This window comes from Bacillus sp. 1780r2a1 (genome assembly GCA_024134725.1).
Lineage (GTDB): Bacteria > Bacillota > Bacilli > Bacillales > Bacillaceae_H > Priestia > Priestia aryabhattai_A.
In genome coordinates this window covers 1,771,197-1,787,519 of record CP099863.1, presented here as the reverse complement: position 1 = coordinate 1,787,519, position 16,323 = coordinate 1,771,197, and the positions used below count along the sequence as shown (strand labels likewise).

General features: G+C 37.8%; 16 protein-coding genes and 1 riboswitch. Of the genes, 3 read left to right on the top strand and 13 right to left on the bottom strand.

Going from position 1 to position 16,323, the window contains the following annotated elements:
- Nucleotides 1-26 precede the first annotated feature (26 nt).
- The 5 genes from NIZ91_08960 to NIZ91_08940 are packed head-to-tail and all read right to left on the bottom strand — an operon-like array spanning nt 27 to nt 4,892.
- On the bottom strand, nt 27-995 hold the full coding sequence (locus NIZ91_08960; GenBank protein USY56764.1) for a sugar phosphate isomerase/epimerase: 969 nt from the start codon (nt 993-995) through the stop codon (nt 27-29).
- Between the two features lie 17 nt (nt 996-1,012).
- Nucleotides 1,013-2,017, bottom strand: coding sequence for a Gfo/Idh/MocA family oxidoreductase (locus NIZ91_08955; GenBank protein ID USY56763.1), 1,005 nt, complete (start codon nt 2,015-2,017; stop codon nt 1,013-1,015).
- Between the two features lie 13 nt (nt 2,018-2,030).
- Entirely contained in the window at nt 2,031-3,056 is a 1,026-nt protein-coding gene (locus tag NIZ91_08950; GenBank protein ID USY56762.1) for a Gfo/Idh/MocA family oxidoreductase, read from the bottom strand.
- Nucleotides 3,057-3,078: 22 nt separating this feature from the next.
- Nucleotides 3,079-3,804, bottom strand: a complete 726-nt coding sequence (locus tag NIZ91_08945; protein USY56761.1) for a ThuA domain-containing protein — start codon at nt 3,802-3,804, stop codon at nt 3,079-3,081.
- A 53-nt stretch (nt 3,805-3,857) separates the two neighbouring features.
- Complete coding sequence (locus NIZ91_08940; protein USY56760.1) at nt 3,858-4,892, bottom strand: LacI family transcriptional regulator; 1,035 nt, start codon at nt 4,890-4,892, stop codon at nt 3,858-3,860.
- A 323-nt stretch (nt 4,893-5,215) separates the two neighbouring features.
- Between NIZ91_08940 and NIZ91_08935 the strand changes: the two genes are divergently transcribed.
- Nucleotides 5,216-5,791 carry a cell wall hydrolase gene (locus NIZ91_08935; GenBank protein ID USY56759.1) on the top strand — a complete coding sequence of 192 codons (576 nt, stop codon included), beginning with the start codon at nt 5,216-5,218 and terminating at the stop codon, nt 5,789-5,791.
- 34 nt (nt 5,792-5,825) lie between these two features.
- Here the strand turns inward: NIZ91_08935 and NIZ91_08930 are convergent, their stop codons facing one another.
- The 4 genes from NIZ91_08930 to NIZ91_08915 form a co-directional block, all read right to left on the bottom strand.
- A complete protein-coding gene (locus NIZ91_08930; GenBank protein USY56758.1) occupies nt 5,826-7,160 on the bottom strand; it encodes a sodium-dependent transporter in 1,335 nt (444 codons plus the stop codon).
- Nucleotides 7,161-7,297: 137 nt separating this feature from the next.
- Nucleotides 7,298-7,477, bottom strand: coding sequence for a hypothetical protein (locus NIZ91_08925; GenBank protein USY56757.1), 180 nt, complete (start codon nt 7,475-7,477; stop codon nt 7,298-7,300).
- A 262-nt stretch (nt 7,478-7,739) separates the two neighbouring features.
- Nucleotides 7,740-8,483: a tryptophan-rich sensory protein gene (locus NIZ91_08920; GenBank protein ID USY56756.1), complete on the bottom strand. Its 744-nt coding sequence runs from the start codon at nt 8,481-8,483 to the stop codon at nt 7,740-7,742.
- A 176-nt stretch (nt 8,484-8,659) separates the two neighbouring features.
- The gene (locus tag NIZ91_08915; GenBank protein USY56755.1) at nt 8,660-10,036 is read right to left on the bottom strand and encodes a sodium:glutamate symporter; all 1,377 of its coding nucleotides are present in this window, start codon (nt 10,034-10,036) and stop codon (nt 8,660-8,662) included.
- Between the two features lie 394 nt (nt 10,037-10,430).
- A riboswitch (TPP riboswitch) is annotated at nt 10,431-10,529 on the top strand.
- Between the two features lie 113 nt (nt 10,530-10,642).
- Between NIZ91_08915 and tenA the strand changes: the two genes are divergently transcribed.
- The gene (gene tenA, locus NIZ91_08910; protein USY56754.1) at nt 10,643-11,332 is read left to right on the top strand and encodes a thiaminase II; all 690 of its coding nucleotides are present in this window, start codon (nt 10,643-10,645) and stop codon (nt 11,330-11,332) included.
- A 41-nt stretch (nt 11,333-11,373) separates the two neighbouring features.
- On the opposite strand, the gene NIZ91_08905 is transcribed toward tenA, so the two are convergent.
- The 3 genes from NIZ91_08905 to NIZ91_08895 are packed head-to-tail and all read right to left on the bottom strand — an operon-like array spanning nt 11,374 to nt 13,888.
- A complete protein-coding gene (locus tag NIZ91_08905; protein USY57127.1) occupies nt 11,374-12,741 on the bottom strand; it encodes an aldehyde dehydrogenase in 1,368 nt (455 codons plus the stop codon).
- Nucleotides 12,742-12,790: 49 nt separating this feature from the next.
- Nucleotides 12,791-13,093, bottom strand: a complete 303-nt coding sequence (locus tag NIZ91_08900; protein USY56753.1) for a metalloregulator ArsR/SmtB family transcription factor — start codon at nt 13,091-13,093, stop codon at nt 12,791-12,793.
- Nucleotides 13,094-13,108: 15 nt separating this feature from the next.
- The gene (locus NIZ91_08895) at nt 13,109-13,888 is read right to left on the bottom strand and encodes an SDR family oxidoreductase (protein ID USY56752.1); all 780 of its coding nucleotides are present in this window, start codon (nt 13,886-13,888) and stop codon (nt 13,109-13,111) included.
- A 266-nt stretch (nt 13,889-14,154) separates the two neighbouring features.
- Between NIZ91_08895 and NIZ91_08890 the strand changes: the two genes are divergently transcribed.
- Nucleotides 14,155-15,333 carry a MerR family transcriptional regulator gene (locus NIZ91_08890; protein USY56751.1) on the top strand — a complete coding sequence of 393 codons (1,179 nt, stop codon included), beginning with the start codon at nt 14,155-14,157 and terminating at the stop codon, nt 15,331-15,333.
- A gap of 33 nt (nt 15,334-15,366) precedes the next feature.
- On the opposite strand, the gene NIZ91_08885 is transcribed toward NIZ91_08890, so the two are convergent.
- Nucleotides 15,367-16,320, bottom strand: a complete 954-nt coding sequence (locus NIZ91_08885) for a nucleoside hydrolase (protein USY56750.1) — start codon at nt 16,318-16,320, stop codon at nt 15,367-15,369.
- Nucleotides 16,321-16,323: the final 3 nt, after the last annotated feature.

Genomic DNA, 16,323 nt, shown 5'->3' with positions numbered 1-16,323 from the left:
ACGCACTTTAAAGTGCGTTGTTTTATTTATACCCACCACATTTGTGAAGGCTGCTCTTCAATTAAAATACTTTGAAGGTTTGTTACAGCACGATTAAACCCTTCGTTAATTGACATAATTGGGTCTTCATGCTCTATGCTTACAACATAATCATATCCATACGTACGTAAAGCGCTCATCATATCAGACCATTCTGTTAAGCTATGTCCACACCCTACTGAGCGGAATGTCCATGCGCGAGAGCGAACTTCACCATAAGGCTGCATATCTGTTAATCCATACATATTAATGTTTTCTTGATCCAAATACGTATCTTTTGCATGGAAGTGATGAATCGCATTTTCTTTAGCAAGAATTTTAATGGCTGCAACAGGATCAATCCCTTGCCACCACAAATGACTTGGGTCTAAGTTTGCACCAATTGCGTCGCATGTTGCTTCACGTAGCTTTAATAACGTATACGGTGTATGTACTAAAAACCCACCGTGAAGCTCCAAACCAATTTTCACATTGTGCTCTTGTGCATACGCGCCTACTTCTTTCCAATAAGGAATTAATTTTTCTTCCCACTGCCACTTTAAAACGTCACCATACTCATTTGGCCAAGGTGTAACCGGCCAGTTTGGATATTTTGCCCCATCATGATCACCTGCTGTTCCTGAAAAACAATTCACAACTGGGACATCTAGTAACGAAGCTAGTTTAATCGTTTTTAATAGCGTTTCATGAGATTCTTTTGCAAAATTAACCTCTGGTGAGATTGGGTTTCCATGGCAGCTGAATGCACTAATCGTTAATCCACGATCCGTGATTTGATTTTTATACGCTTTTCGTGCAGCTTCATCCTCTAAAAGCTCATCCAACGGACAATGATTGTTTCCAGGATAGCCCCCTGTTCCAATTTCCACTGCATGAAGCCCAGCAGCTTTAACAGTATCCAGCATTTCTTCAAATGATTTATCCGCAAATAATACAGTAAATACCCCTAATTTCAACTTAGTCTCCTCCTCTTTTAGTTCTTACTACTATTATAAATAGCATCAATGATAGCTGATGTTTGAAGCGCTTCTTCCGGCTTTACGACAAGGTCTTCTTTACCTTTACAAGCATTAATAAAATTATTCGCTTGCAATAAGCTATAGTTTTCTTCCCCATCTATCCAAGCTGCTTGGCTGTTTAACAACATGCCATTTTTAGACGTATATAATTCAAACGGAAACACATTGATGCCTCCATTAACACCAGAAATGCTTACATGCTCTTCGTCGTCTGCTATATTAGCTGCCCAAGATGTCTCAAGTAACAACGATGCACCGTTATCAAACTTGATATAGGCTGTAACGTGGTCATCCACTTCAAACGTTTCGTGATTAAACGTCCCCCACTGATTTAGCTGGTTGGGTGACCGACTTAAGTCGTTATACGTAGATCCCATTACTTCTGTATGTTTTGGATTCCCCATTAGCCATACAGCTAAGTCAAGAAGGTGACAGCCGTAGTCGATTAAGCTTCCTCCACCTTGCAAGTCTTTATTAGTGAACACGCCCCATCCTGGTACTTTTCGACGCCTCATTGCTCTTACGCGGGCAACAAGCGGCTTCCCAACTTCATCCATGCTTTTTTTAGCAGCTTGTGCTTCCTTCATGAATCGATAATGATAAGCAATCGCTAGCACTTTATCTGCTTTCTTTGCTTCTTGAATCATTTGCTCGCATTCTGCTTTCGATAAAGCCATTGGCTTTTCACATAACACGTGGATACCAGCTTTTAACGCTTCTATTGCATATTCAGCATGGAATTTATTCGGTGTACAAATACAAACGGCATCGACTTCTGCAAACATGTCTTTGTAGTCAATAAATACATGTGGAATACCATGCTCATTTGCTACTTCCGTTGCGCGCTCAACATTAATATCACTCACGGCCACAATCTCACACTCATCCTGTAGCTGTTTAAATGCTGGAATGTGGCGGCCTACTGCAATACCGCCCACTCCAATAATTCCTACTTTCACAGCTATCACCTCATTACACTTGCTTAATTTGTTTTGTTTCACTAGACTCAAGAGCAGCCAAAATAACAGCTAATGACTTAAATCCTTCTTCGCCTGAAACCGGTGTTTCTGTATCGTTAATGATTGCATCTACAAATTTTTCAACAACGTGAGAGTTGCTCTGACCACCATCATCATTTGATTGAATTTTCCCTAACTCGTACTTCACAACTTCTCCAGTTGCGTATTGAACTACTAATGAATGGTTTGGATCATCTTCTAGGCGTAAAATTGCTTTTTCGCCATAAATGATTGTTGAATTATCTTCTTTGCTTGTGTACGCCCAACTTGCTGCTAGCGTACCCACAATACCGCTTTCTGTTTTTAATACACAAACCGCATTGTCATCTACATCGCCAAAATCTTTTGCAGTTGTTTCAACAAATGCACCAACTTCAACAATTTCTTCCCCTAAAATGTAGCGAAGCAAGTCAGTTTTATGAACACCTAAATCTCCCATCGCTCCAATAAATGCTTCTTCTTTTCTAAAGAACCAGCTGTCCTTACCGTCTACGCTCCACCCTTCTGGACCGCCGTGTCCGAAAGCTGTACGGAAGCTATAGATTCTTCCAACTTCACCGTTTTCAATTAATTGGCGCGCTTTTTGGTGAGATGCTACAAAACGTTGGTTATGAGCAATCATTAGCTTTTTGTCATTTGTTTTAGCTGCTTCTATCATCGCTTCAGCAGATTCTTTTGACGTTGCCATTGGCTTTTCACATAGAACATGTACTCCGCTGTTTAATGCTACAACGGAGATAGGAGCATGCAGGTAGTTCGGTGTACAAACGCTAACTGCATCCACTGTTCCGCTTGCTAATAGCTCTTCATAACTTGTATAAGCCTTTACGCCGTATTCACTTGCTACTTTATTGGCACGCTCTTCGTTAATATCACAAACGGCTACTAGCTCTACATGTTTGTTCATTTTATATTCTGGCAAATGACGATACTGAGCAATACTTCCACAACCGATAACTGCTACTTTTAATTTCTCCATTATTTTTCTCCCCTTTAGTTCCTTAGTTTTTTACCGTAATTTTTTCAAGCGGTTGAGCGTTTCCATATACTGGACGTTTGCGATCAACAGGCTTTGCCCAATTTACAGCGTTTACAATTACGCGTTGGATATCTTTATTGTGGTAAGTTGGATATGTTTCATGTCCTGGTCGGAAGTAAAACACCTTTCCGTTTCCACGCTTATACGTGCATCCGCTGCGGAAGATTTCTCCACCTTCAAACCAACTTGTGAAAACAAGTTCATCTGGAGCGGGAATATCAAAATGCTCTCCATACATTTCTTCACGCTCAAGTTCAATAAATTCTGAAATCCCTTCTGCAATTGGGTGAGAAGGATCGATAACCCATAAGCGCTCTTTTTCATCTGCTTCACGCCATTTTAGATCACAGCTTGTTCCCATTAATGCTTTAAAGATTTTTGAAAAATGTCCCGAATGTAAGACGATTAGTCCCATACCATCCAACACGCGTTGCTGTACTTTTTGGACTACTTCATCCGATACTTCTTCATGAGCTAAATGCCCCCACCAAACAAGCACATCAGTATTTTCAAGAACTTCATCTGTTAACCCATGCTCAGGCTCATCAAGCGTAGCTGTAGCTGCTGTATACCCAGCTTCTTGTAAAAATGAAGCAATAGCGCCGTGAATCCCTTCTGGATAAACTTCTCTTACAACTGGATTTTTTTGCTCGTGACGATTTTCGTTCCATACCGTTACTTTTGTCATTTTTATATCCCCTTTAACACCATTTGTTTTTAGTGAACCGATTAACCTGCCACTTACCTTTTCTTTTTAGCTGTGGACTCCCGCTGAACGAGCTCAGTCGACAGTCGAATATGTTGAAGTGCGGTAGTTTCATTTTCAATTGCTTGAATAATTGATGTGGCAGCTACCGATCCTTTATTAAATACATCTTGACGTACCGTAGTTAAGCTAGGTGTAGCATAACTACTAAACGTTAAATCATCAAATCCTACAATTGAATAATCTTCTGGTATGCGCTTACCTTCTTCTTGTAGCGCTTTCATTATTCCTAATGCTAGCGTATCAGATGAAGCAAAGAATGCAGACATAGAATGTGGACGTGATAATAACTCTTTTCCCACCCTGTATCCATTTTCAAATGAACTATCTAACGCTTCGAATATATGTGATTTGCACGGCTTGATCCCCGCCTCTTTGAGCGCTTTTTCGTAGCCAATAAACCGCTTATGGTCGATAGGGCTATTTGTCATTCGATGAGCAATGAAACCGATTGCACTATGACCTAGCTCAATTAAATGTTTCGTAGCTTGATAGCCACCTTCCTCATCGTTCATCGTAATATGATTGAAATAACGCTCGTACTTATCGTATGTATCTACTAACACGATAGGCTTAGATAACGCTTTCATCTCTTCGTATAAACGATTTGGAAATACGCCTAAAAATACTAGGCCATCTACGTTTCGCTTGCGAATCCATTTCATGCACTCACTTGGACTTTGCACACCTGAAATGAGTAAATCATATCCATTTTTACGAAGTACGTATTCGATTCCACTAATCATTTCACTTTGATAGTGATTATCTTTAAACATCGTAACAAGGGAATCATTCACTAAAGGAAACATAACCGCAATGACGTTTGATTTTCGCTTTGACAAACTTACTGCCGTTAGATTTGGTTCATATTCAAGTTCTTTAACCGCTTTCAAAATTCTCTGTTTTGTTTCATCTGATACTTTGTTAATACCATTTAACACATAAGATACAGCTGCGGGAGAAACTCCTGCGTGCTTTGCAACATCTCGAATCGTTATTTTTCCATTCATATACCCACTCCAGTTAAACGGTTAACTAGTTACACGCTCATTATAATCCACCTTGAATTTCAAGTCAATCCTCTTTTTAGAAATAAGAATAATTATTTGAACTAATTGTATCTTTACGGATAGGTACTCTTCTTCGTTATTTCACTCTTTTAAAGCGCAACGTTTACTATCCATTAAAGATATGGGCATTTATTACGATTATTGTTAAATTTATTTAATATCTTCCTAGACTGGTATGTTTTCATTAATGACAAGACACCTCGTAAGCTGTTACTCTTTAGAACGTGCACGCTAAAACAATACACATCGGAGGTTATAAAACTATGTGGAAAAGATTAGCTATTATTGGTGCTTTAACAGTGCCTATGCTCGGATTAGGGCATTCAGCAAGCGCAGCGGAAACAACGCATCGCGTAGAAAGCGGCGATTCCCTTTATAAAATTGGGATGGAATATGGTGTCTCTATCAAAGATTTAAAAGAGGAAAACAATAAAGAAACTGACGGACTTGCAATCAATGAAACACTAAAAATCCCAAGTTCAATTAGCAGTACAGACAAAGATCTATTAGCTCGTATTATTCATGCAGAAGCAAAAGGAGAGCCTTATCCTGGAAAGGTTGCAGTTGCGACTGTTATCTTAAACCGCGTCGATGATGATGCATTCCCAAATTCTATTCGTGAAGTCATTTACCAAAAAGGCCAGTTTGAACCTGTAAGCAATGGTGAAATTAACAAGCCAGCGGATGCTGAAGCGAAAAAAGCAGTAAATGAAGCGTTAGCATTACACGGACAAGGAAGCGGTTCTCTCTTCTTCTTCAACCCTTCAAAAACAGATAACCAATGGCTACGTCAAAAAGAAGTTACTACTACAATTGGTGACCACGTTTTTGCAAAATAAAAAAAAGCACTCCTTCTGGAGTGCTTTTTTTTGCCTAATAGGCACTAACTAAGTTAAATAAAACCACAATAATAATGAACGGTAACACATATTTAACTAAGATAAACCACGTTGAAAATAGCTTTTCGGACTTGACGCTTCCGGCTTTAAATTCTTCAAACACGTGTTCTTTTTTCATTTTCCATGTAATAAAAATAGCGATTAATAAACTTCCTATAGGAAGCATTAAATTACTTACAAAGAAATCTGCTGTATCAAAAATGTTTCTACCAAACACCGTGACATTCTTTAAAACACCAAATGACAACGCTGAAGGCAATCCTACAAGAAAGACAATCCCCCCTGCTAACATTGCAGATCTCGGGCGTTTTTCCTGCTTTTCTTTTGTAAGAGCCGCCACAATAATTTCGAGTAGTGAAAAAGACGACGTTAACGTTGCAAATAAAAATAACAGCAAGAATAGTGCTAAAAATACAGATCCAAATGGTACTTGCTCAAACACTTGTGGCAATACAACAAAAAGTAATCCTGGCCCTTCGGTTGGCTCCATGCCTAATGCAAATACGGCAGGGAAAATAGCTAGTCCAGCTAGCAATGATACAACCAGATTTAAAATAGAGATGGAACCAGCAGATTTTGTTAAGCTTATGTCTTTTCCTAAATATGAACTATACGTAACCATGCAAGATAAACCCACACATAAAGAAAAGAAAGACTGCCCTAATGCGTACAGGACAGATGTACCTGTAATAGCGCTAAAGTCAGGCTTCAAAAAGAACTCTATACCTTCTGTTGCGCCATCTAGGGTCAAAGAACGAACAACGATAATTAAAAAACAAATAAATAACAAAGGCATCATATATTTATTTGCACGCTCAATCCCTTTTTGAACTCCTCTTGATATAACATATACGTTGATAATCAAAAATAAAGCCTGCGCTCCAATTACGAGATAAGGCTCTGCGATAATCGTATTAAAAAGTGCACCATATTCTTTCCCAGTAAGTAATCCACTAAAGCTCATAATGGTATAAAGCATAATCCATCCGCCTACAACGCTGTAAAAAGACAGCAAGACAAGACAGCTAAGAACACCTACTCTCCCAATCCAAACCCAAGCTGTATTGGGGGCAATTGCCTTATACGCACTAATCGCTTCTTTTCCAGTATGTCTACCAATAATGAATTCCGCTAACAACAGCGGCAATCCAATAAAGAGCGTAAACAGTACAAATAATAAAAAGAATGCTCCTCCACCGCTTGTCCCAGTCACATAGGGAAATTTCCAAATGGCACCAAGACCGATCGCAGCACCTGCAGATGCTAATACGAATCCTAAACGTGAAGACCACTGATTTGCTTTACTCATATAACCAAATTCTCTCCTCTTCTATACTCATCTGAATAGTACTTTATCATATCTCGAAGAGAAAATCATTCTCTATTGCACTTTTTCAAGAAAAACATTGCTTATTTCATTTTCTTACAATAATTTTTCAGTTCTAACTATTCACGAAAAGAAGATTCGTCACCGTCATATGCTTCTTGATTCGAAATAATTTCAATATGCAAATGTCCCTCCTTTTCTAACCTAAGGGCTTCTTGCTCCGCTTCCGCCTGATTTCGGCATGTAATTTGACTATATTCCATGTTTTCTTTATTCGTATACGCTACTAAATAGGTCATTTTTTCCGCTCCTCTTCTACTTTATCACTTATCCTATAGCCTTGAATGCACGTATTTAAACATCCTAGACTATTTTTTTCTTCTCTACATACTTATAGATATAATCAATCCTGTGTAAAGGAGGGTACAGAATGACCTTTATTTTATCTTTTATTCCCATTGTTGTCCCTTTTGGCATATTGATTTGCTTAATTGGTTTTACCTCTTCCTTATTAGAGGAGCGCAACGAAAAAAAGAAACCCTAGCCATCGCTAGGATTTCTTCACTTTCGATAATTACGAATGAGTTGAACAAGGATATTAAGGACCAATATCACAACTACAATCCAAACTGTTGTTACAATTCCTGAATATGCACTTTGCTTAACAGAAATTGCAATAAAAGCCCATACAAACACGAGTGAATATGCAATGTCTCTGTTTTTTCTTGTAAACAGAATACCTAATATTCCTCCCACTATAAGCATAATGATGGCCCACGTCTCTTCACTTAAACCAAATAACGTTTCAATTCCATTAGCTTGGAATACAACAAAGACATTAACAATTGTTGCTACGGAGACCCACCCAATATAAATAGAAATTGGTAACCTCATGAACCACGTTGTCATTCTTGAATTTTGAATAATGGAGTAAATAATCATCAGCGTTACTAAGAATAGAACAATTACGAGTAAGGCAAGAGTGAAATAACGATATTGGAAGATAAAGATCCAAGCACTGTTTAGTAAACAACTAATAAAGAACCAAATACCAATTTTCGCATAAATTTCTTTTTGATCTTCTCTTGCAATAAATTGACGAATAACCCAGATGACCAAAAGCGTATAGATGAGCCCCCATATTGCAAATGCATAACCCGCTGGTGTAAATAGCGTTGGCACACTATCAGACACCTCACCTGTATTTTGCCCACCTATCGGTAACGCGTTTGCTAAATAGTTTACGATTAACACGAGAACGAGACCAATCGCATTTAAGATGCTATAAAAACGAAAATTCGCCATACTATTTCTCCTTTCCTGTAGATGTGAATATAGTCGTCCTAGCTAAAAAGATCAAATAGTAGCTTCTCTTCATTAATACCTCGTCTGAACTAAATTTATGCACTCGTTCACAAAATTTCTTAGAATAGGCCTTTTGACTCCTAAAAAAAATAAAAACTCAGCCTAAGGCTGAGTTTTTATTTTGAGTTTGCTTCTATACTTCTTGATTGACTCGATGATTTCTTTTCGTTTTTCACCCAGCCTCTTGACATTGCAAATAAATAAATAGCGATGCTCGCTCCAAGTGTAATAAGTACAAACAACCAATGCTGGTTCGTTGCGATCATTAACGGAGCAAATGTAATAAGAAGAATCTCTACCGGCGCAATCGGTATATACGCCAATGCATAATCATCAAGTGTTTTACTTTTGCTTTCTGGGTCCGCGATACGCAATAATGCAATTCCCATTGCTGTTGTTCCTGTAATCCAACCCCAAGTAAAAATTCCTCGTTCAAACCAAATTGGACCAAAGAACTTACCAGAAAGAATTCGGAATACAAACCATGCAAACACTAGGCCAAACACTAACAACAGTGCAAAAGGTACGATGTAGCTCGCTACTGCTGATAAACTAATAGAAGCGATACCAAACGCTACTAAAAAGTCTGTTGCGCTTCCGCTAATTCGATTCATTACGTCTGCATTAATATACTGATCGCTGTTCGTTTTCTTCATAATACCTTTAATAGCTAGCCCTACAAGAAATGCTAAGGAGAAAGCTGGTATTGTTACTGAAGGCAACAACGTTTGACCTAACTCACTTAAGTAATAACCACCCAATGCGATAATTGTCACTAACGCTACATGTAAGACAAGTGGATCAACAGCAATCGATGATACCGTATCCATTTTTGTAGAAGTGCGCTTTTCGGGAGGGATTAATCCTGTGCGTAGTTCTCGTGGTAAATCTTCAAATCTTGCAAGGTAATTTGTTTCACCTTTTTTTGAATAATATTTAATAAACGCTAGTCCTACTACAATTGAGCAAATAACACCAATTGTTGCTGATGTCATCGCTAACGATAATCCTTCTTCCCATCCTTGCTTTGCAAATGCGTCTCCCACAGCAGCCGCTGTTCCATGCCCACCAATAAATCCTGCTGCTAATAACAAACCAAACCCTAAGTTTAAATCTCCCCAAACGTTATTTAATAGTAGCAATGAAAATAGTAAACCGACTCCCCACATCGCTAGCATAATCATTTGAGAATATGACCACATACTACCTACGCGGCCAGCTATTTCTTTAAACTTTACACTTTGAGTTGCAATTGGAATCGCACCAAAGATGACCGCAATTAAGATACCTGGATACGTTCCAATTTGATTAGTGAATGGAATGAGACCAATACCGTTTGGCCCTAATGCTAAGCCCAAAATTCCTGCAATAATACTCGCAGGTAAAAATAAATTTTGTACCCACCTGACCTTTGCTCGAATAATGGTACCAGCCACTAATAGAAGTGAGATGAAACCAACATCCACAAATAAATCCCATGCTGATAAATTCATTAAACAACCTCCTTAAAAAATATAATTCCTACTAAATTGACAGGACTAATTTATATTAAACTAAGCAAACTGAAAAGGCCATTTAGCTTCAGCTAAACACCTTTTTAATTTGTAGCTTAATTCTTTAATTGAGCTTGTTTAAACGTAACGAGCTTACGATTATTATAGCATGATAGTGCAGCCTTTGCACATTTCGACAGGATTCGTGACAATTTTCTTATTTTTTCATCAACTACTTCAAGCGTATAGTTACTAGTTTCATAGGTAATTTATCTCGGTTATTTTTTAAACAATATAAATATTCAGATCACTATACTTTGTTACTTTTGAATCATTCTTTCTAAACTTTTGTATAATTCTTTTTTTTATGTTAGATTAAATAGGAACACATGAAAGAATCCACTAGGGGTGCCTTTTGGCTGAGACAAGGAATCTTGATCCCTTTGAACCTGATCTGGTTTATACCAGCGTAGGGAAGTGGTACGGCGTTGTTGTGTCATACATCCACAATTGCCTTTACCACTCCATAGATAATGGGGTGTTTTTTTGTTTTTGTCCCTATTTATACGTGCTCTTCTTGTGGATTCAATTAGGGAGGAATAACAATTGTCATTTTCAGCTCAATTACGCAAGGAAGCATCTTACATTTACGATGCCATTTTTCAACATCCCTTTGTTGTAGGTATTAAGGAGGGAAAAGTTCCAAAAGAAGCTTTAATTCACTATGTAGCACAGGACTATGAGTATTTAACTGCTTTTGTTCGTATATATGGTGCGGCGTTAACAAAATGTAGTACCCGCGATGAAATGGAAGTGTTTAACAACGGTATTTCAATTGTTTTACATAGTGAAGTCCATCCCCATAATAATTTTTGTGAAGTAGCTGGCATTCGATATGAAGACATGAAGCATCAACCATTAGCACCAACAGCCAACCACTATATCAGTCACATGATGACAGTGGCACATACAGGAACACTAGGTGAAATTATTGCTGTTTTATTACCTTGTCCATGGACGTACGTTGAAATTGGGGAACGTATTGCAAACGAAAGAAACATAACACCAGATCATCCTTTTTACGAATGGATTTCCTTTTATACTAACGGAGAAATGAAAGAAACGACAAAGTGGTTTTGTGAAAAATTGGATAATCTAGCAGAAAAAGCTTCTGTTGAGGAACGTCAACGCATGAAAGAACACTTTATAAAAAGCTGTGAACTTGAGTATTTATTTTGGGACATGGCCTATAAACAAGAGCAATGGCCCCTCTCTCAAACCACTGTGCACTCATAACAAACAGGGCTTCTTATAAAGAGAAGCCCTCTCATTTAACGTTATTTTAAGAATTTTTTAATCGTTTTTAAACTTTGATTGTCAGACGGATATTTAAAAGCAAAATCAAACTTTGTCGTTTGTTTCAGAACACTTTTAAAGTGAGAAAACGTTTTAAAACTAGCTTCACCGTGATATTGACCAATTCCACTTTCTCCCACTCCTCCAAACGGAAGGTGTGGGGTTGCTAAGTGCATAATTGTATCGTTAATGCATCCACCACCAAATGAAGTTGTATTGATAATTTGCTGCTGAACGTCTTCACTTTCTGAAAACAAATATAGAGCTAACGGCTTTGCTTTTTGATGAACTGCACTTACAACCTCATCTACACTTTCGTATTCAATAAGGGGTAAAATCGGCCCGAAGATTTCTTCTTGCATCACGCTTGAATCCCATTTTACTTCATCTAAGACAGTTGGAGCAATCTGTAGCGTTTCTTCATTATAAGTACCGCCAATTACAGGTTTTCCATCTTGTAAAAACTCAATTAAACGATCGAAATGTCTCTCACTAACAATTCTGCCATAGCGCCCGCTCGTGAGTGCATCTTCACCATAAAACTGCGTTACGGCTTTTTGAAGCTCAGCAATAAGCTGAACCTTTACATCTTTATGAACTAACAGATAGTCTGGAGCAACGCACGTTTGACCAGCATTCATACTTTTACCAAACATGATGCGCTTGGCCGCAAGTTCAATATTTGCATCCTTATGCACAATACAAGGACTCTTGCCTCCTAACTCTAATGTGACTGGGATGAGCTGCTTTCCTGCTTCTTGCATAATAACTTTTCCAACATTGACACTTCCTGTAAAGAAAATATAATCTAGCGTTTGCTTCAATAAAATTTGAGTCGTTTCCACCGCTCCTTCTATAACTGTAACAAACGAAGGATCAAACGTTTTAGCAATAAGCTCCTCCATTATCCTTGAAACGTTAGGCGTCAGTTCCGACGGCTTGATAATTGCCGTATTACCTGCTGCGATAGCACCAATTAGCGGTGAAATAGCTAGCTGAAACGGGTAATTCCATGGTGCAATAATAAGCGAAACTCCGTAAGGTTCTGGAATAATATAACCTTTTGAACCAATATGAGTCAGCGTCGTCTTTGCTTTTTTAGGTTTCATCCACCCATCTAAATGCTTTAACGTAAAGCGAATTTCTTCTAACAAAATGCCGATTTCAGAAGTGTATGCTTCTACTTCCGATTTGTTTAAATCTTTTTTCAAAGCGTCCATAATCGCTTCTTCATTGGATTTAATCATGGATTGTAAGTCTTTTAGAGCCTGTATTCGAACTGCTTTGGATTTGGTTTTCTGCTCGTAAAAATAGCGCTTTTGTTTCTCTACAATATTACTGATAACCATCTCATCTGTAACGTAATACTCACTATGCTTCATTTTTTCACCTCTTTAATTATAAACATTCAGTTTCCACCGTTGAAATTAAATCTTTTAACAGCTCGACCGCATCTTCTAATGCAAGTGAATAATACCGCTGTGTTCCTTTTTGTTCAATGCTTACAAGCTTTTGATCACGCAATATCTTTAAATGATGAGATACTGCCGGCCGAGATAGTGTTGACTCGTTTGCAATTTCATTGACCGTTAGTGGCTCTTTTTCTGCTAGTAATAAAATGATGTCCTGCCTTGCTGAATCGCTTAATGCTTGAAAGACAGGGATACTTGATCGAAATAATTCCATTGCGCGTGTACTCATAACTTCTTTCCTCTCCTACTTAACTTCTTGCATGCTTCTTACAACTTTTGTAATCAATTTACGTGGCAAAAACCTCGGTAGCATAGTTGCTACTTTAAACTTCGCTCCAGGTATAATCACTGTTTTCCCTTTCATAAATTGTTCATAACCTGTTTTCGCTACGTCTTCCACACGTAGAGCTCCTGATTCAAATAATTTTGAGCTACTTAAATTAGCTCGGTCACTAAATCCTGTCTTAGTAGGACCCGGACACAGTGCACTAATGGTTACGTTAGTATCTTTCAACTCATTTTCCAACGCTTCAGTAAACGATAAAACGTAAGCCTTTGTTGCATAATAAACCGCCATCAATGGTCCAGGTAAAAATGCAGCTACTGATGCAATGTTAAGGATTCGCCCTTCATTCCGCTCCACCATTTCCGGTAAAAATAATTTTGTTAAATAGGTAAGCATTTTTATATTTAAGTCAATCATATCTGCTTCTTCAGACCAAGATATCTCGATAAATGTACCATATAAACCAAAGCCAGCATTGTTGACTAGAAACTCAACTGTAATTCGCTGTTGCTTTATCTCATCGTAAAGTTTTAACGCTTCTTCTTGTTTAGAAAGATCTTTTATACTAATTAAAACCGAAATTGAATAGTTATCTTCAAGCTCTCTCTTTAGCTCTTCAAGCTTTTGTTTACTGCGTGCTACTAAGACAAGTGAGTAGCCATCTTTTGCAAAATGATATGCCAACTGTTTTCCAATTCCACCTGATGCACCTGTAATTAAAGCATATCCTTTTTTCATTTAAAACACCCTTTCTGTTTGTATGTTTAAAAACTTAAACATTTGAACATATCTTACCGAACTTAGTTTATGTTGTCAACTTTTTATACATACGAGCGTTTTACAAATTTCTCTTTTTGTTTACATAAAAGGCTAATGTCGTCTAGTTTTGACAACCTTTGTCACCTAGCAGGAAAAATTAGTTAGATATGGTGAATACAACATACAACGAAAATCAAGCTAGTACATACTTTTATTATTAGGAAAGAATTAGAGGAGGAAAAAAAATGACTGAGATTTATACAATTAAAGCTGTATGTGACCGCCTAAATATAGACCGCCGCACATTAAAAGGGTGGGAAAATTCCTTAAAAGGCTATTTATATATTGATCGAATAGACGGGGCGCGTGTATATACGGAAGAAAAGATTGAGTTACTCAGTGATATTAACCAGCTGTTTGCTGAAAACTGTACCTTAGATGAAGTAAAAGAATACGTACAGCTTGTGAGTCAAGAAACGAAGGTAGTCTATGAAGAAGCTGCTCCGACACAAGTTGATGAATTTGCACCTGCAAATACAGAAGAAATTGAGACACACGATGCAAAGATTACCACCGAACAAACCATTCCTTCTATTGAACAGCCATTAAGTGAAGAAAAAATAGTATCATCTATGGAGGAGTTTGTGAATGAGCAAACTGAGGAGTCTGCTATCGAACCAGAAAAACCATCTGCTCATGATGTCATCGTTCACGAAAGAGAGATGCTGCAAGGTGAGCTTGTAGAAGCTGTTCGACGTTATGAGGATGTTTTTGAAGTACTGAATTCATTTAAAGATGATTTATTAAAAGAAATGCGGGAAGGAATGCGTAATGAAGTGCGTGAAGAAATTGTTGGTGAAGTAAAAAAAGAGCTTGAAAAGAGCGCTAATCAAACGTACGAAATGGTTGAAACTGTAGGAGCCGTTATCTCTGAGTCTTCAGAGCGTAACGCTAAAGAAGTCGAGAATATGTCTAAAAAAATCATTCGTGCCAACGAAAAAGCACTGGATGAAATCTCATCTATTATGGATGAACAATCGCATACCGCGGAGCAGAGCGCTGAAGAAATGAAACTATACATGAAAGATATTGTAACAAACGCCGATGAGTCATCAAAAGAGATGCAATATTTGCTTGACCGCTTTTCTAGCAACTCTACCGTGGCAATGAATCAAGTTAAATTTATGGTCGAAAAACTCTCTAATTCTTCTAGTCATACGACAGAAGAGCTGCGAGATTTAATTGATTCCATGAACGAAGAACGAGTTTACTATTTAAAAGAAATGGAAAAAGAACGAAAGCTTCATCGTCAAAATGTTTCTGAACGAGAGGAAATGTTCAATGATTTTGTTCAAACATTTCGTCAAACGGCTGCTGCTGATATGAAAAGAAAGCGAAAGTGGTGGAAGCTCTTTTTATCATAACAAGTAAAGTCCCCATAACCATGGGGACTTTACTTATATTACAGGCCTAACTAGAATTGTTGTAAGCTCTTTCAAGAATTCCTGTTCATTAATATTCCATGCTATATACGATGGCTCTTTTTGCTCTTCCACTAATGTTCTGGGACGGAAATCTGCGATGCTTTCTCCTTTTGCTTCTCCACTTAACTCTATACTTACTTTACGTTGAACATATTGAATCAGCTTCTCGTTAACTAAAGCCATTAACGGGACGATGTCATGTATAGGCGTCCCTTGTATACCAGGCCATTGCTTTTTATAGGCTTCAAAATAATAAGTATAAATTGGTATGACTAGAGCTTGAAATGGATTTTGACTGGTTGATGATATTTTTTGAATGGTTTCGGGTTTAACAATCACCTTATGTGTAACATTTAATGGATATACCCGAACTTTTTCTGCTCGTTCCATCACTACATTAGCCGCGATAGGGTCACCATGAAAGTTAGCTTCTGCAACAGGTGTAACATTTCCTGGCACCATAAAGGCCCCACCCATTATCAAAAATTCACTTACATACTCATTTAATACATCCCCATGAAGTACAAATAACATAGCTAATTCTGTTAAGCGCCCCGTAGCAACAACCGTAATATTTCCTTTATATGCTTCAATTAATTCAAATGATTTACTAAATGGTTCCACTGGTAACGCATAGGATGAAGAAACATTAATTGGTCCTAACGTTTCTCCATGTATCTCGGGATAAAATACAGAGATTTCACCAGTAATTGGCCCTTTAGCTCCTTCAATAATTGGAATATCTTTACGGTTTGCTAATGTTAAAATATAAGAAGTATTTAAAATTGCATCTTCTTTTGATACATTTCCATATCCGCTCACAACTCCTACTACATTAATATTAGGATGTAAAAGAGCATACATAAGCGCCACGGAATCGTCAATACCTGGGTCCATAAATAACAAGGCGTTAACCTCTGCTCGCAAAGC

Excerpts from the sequence above, each read along its gene's own strand:
- NIZ91_08895 (USY56752.1), bottom strand. The coding sequence starts at position 13,888 with ATGAAAAAAGGATATGCTTTAATTACAGGTGCATCAGGTGGAATTGGA.
- NIZ91_08915 (USY56755.1), bottom strand. The coding sequence starts at position 10,036 with ATGAATTTATCAGCATGGGATTTATTTGTGGATGTTGGTTTCATCTCA.
- NIZ91_08940 (USY56760.1), bottom strand. The coding sequence starts at position 4,892 with ATGAATGGAAAAATAACGATTCGAGATGTTGCAAAGCACGCAGGAGTT.
- NIZ91_08905 (USY57127.1), bottom strand. The coding sequence starts at position 12,741 with ATGGTTATCAGTAATATTGTAGAGAAACAAAAGCGCTATTTTTACGAG.
- NIZ91_08935 (USY56759.1), top strand. The coding sequence starts at position 5,216 with ATGTGGAAAAGATTAGCTATTATTGGTGCTTTAACAGTGCCTATGCTC.
- NIZ91_08890 (USY56751.1), top strand. The coding sequence starts at position 14,155 with ATGACTGAGATTTATACAATTAAAGCTGTATGTGACCGCCTAAATATA.
- NIZ91_08925 (USY56757.1), bottom strand. The coding sequence starts at position 7,477 with ATGACCTATTTAGTAGCGTATACGAATAAAGAAAACATGGAATATAGT.
- NIZ91_08900 (USY56753.1), bottom strand. The coding sequence starts at position 13,093 with ATGAGTACACGCGCAATGGAATTATTTCGATCAAGTATCCCTGTCTTT.
- NIZ91_08945 (USY56761.1), bottom strand. The coding sequence starts at position 3,804 with ATGACAAAAGTAACGGTATGGAACGAAAATCGTCACGAGCAAAAAAAT.
- NIZ91_08930 (USY56758.1), bottom strand. The coding sequence starts at position 7,160 with ATGAGTAAAGCAAATCAGTGGTCTTCACGTTTAGGATTCGTATTAGCA.
- NIZ91_08920 (USY56756.1), bottom strand. The coding sequence starts at position 8,483 with ATGGCGAATTTTCGTTTTTATAGCATCTTAAATGCGATTGGTCTCGTT.
- NIZ91_08950 (USY56762.1), bottom strand. The coding sequence starts at position 3,056 with ATGGAGAAATTAAAAGTAGCAGTTATCGGTTGTGGAAGTATTGCTCAG.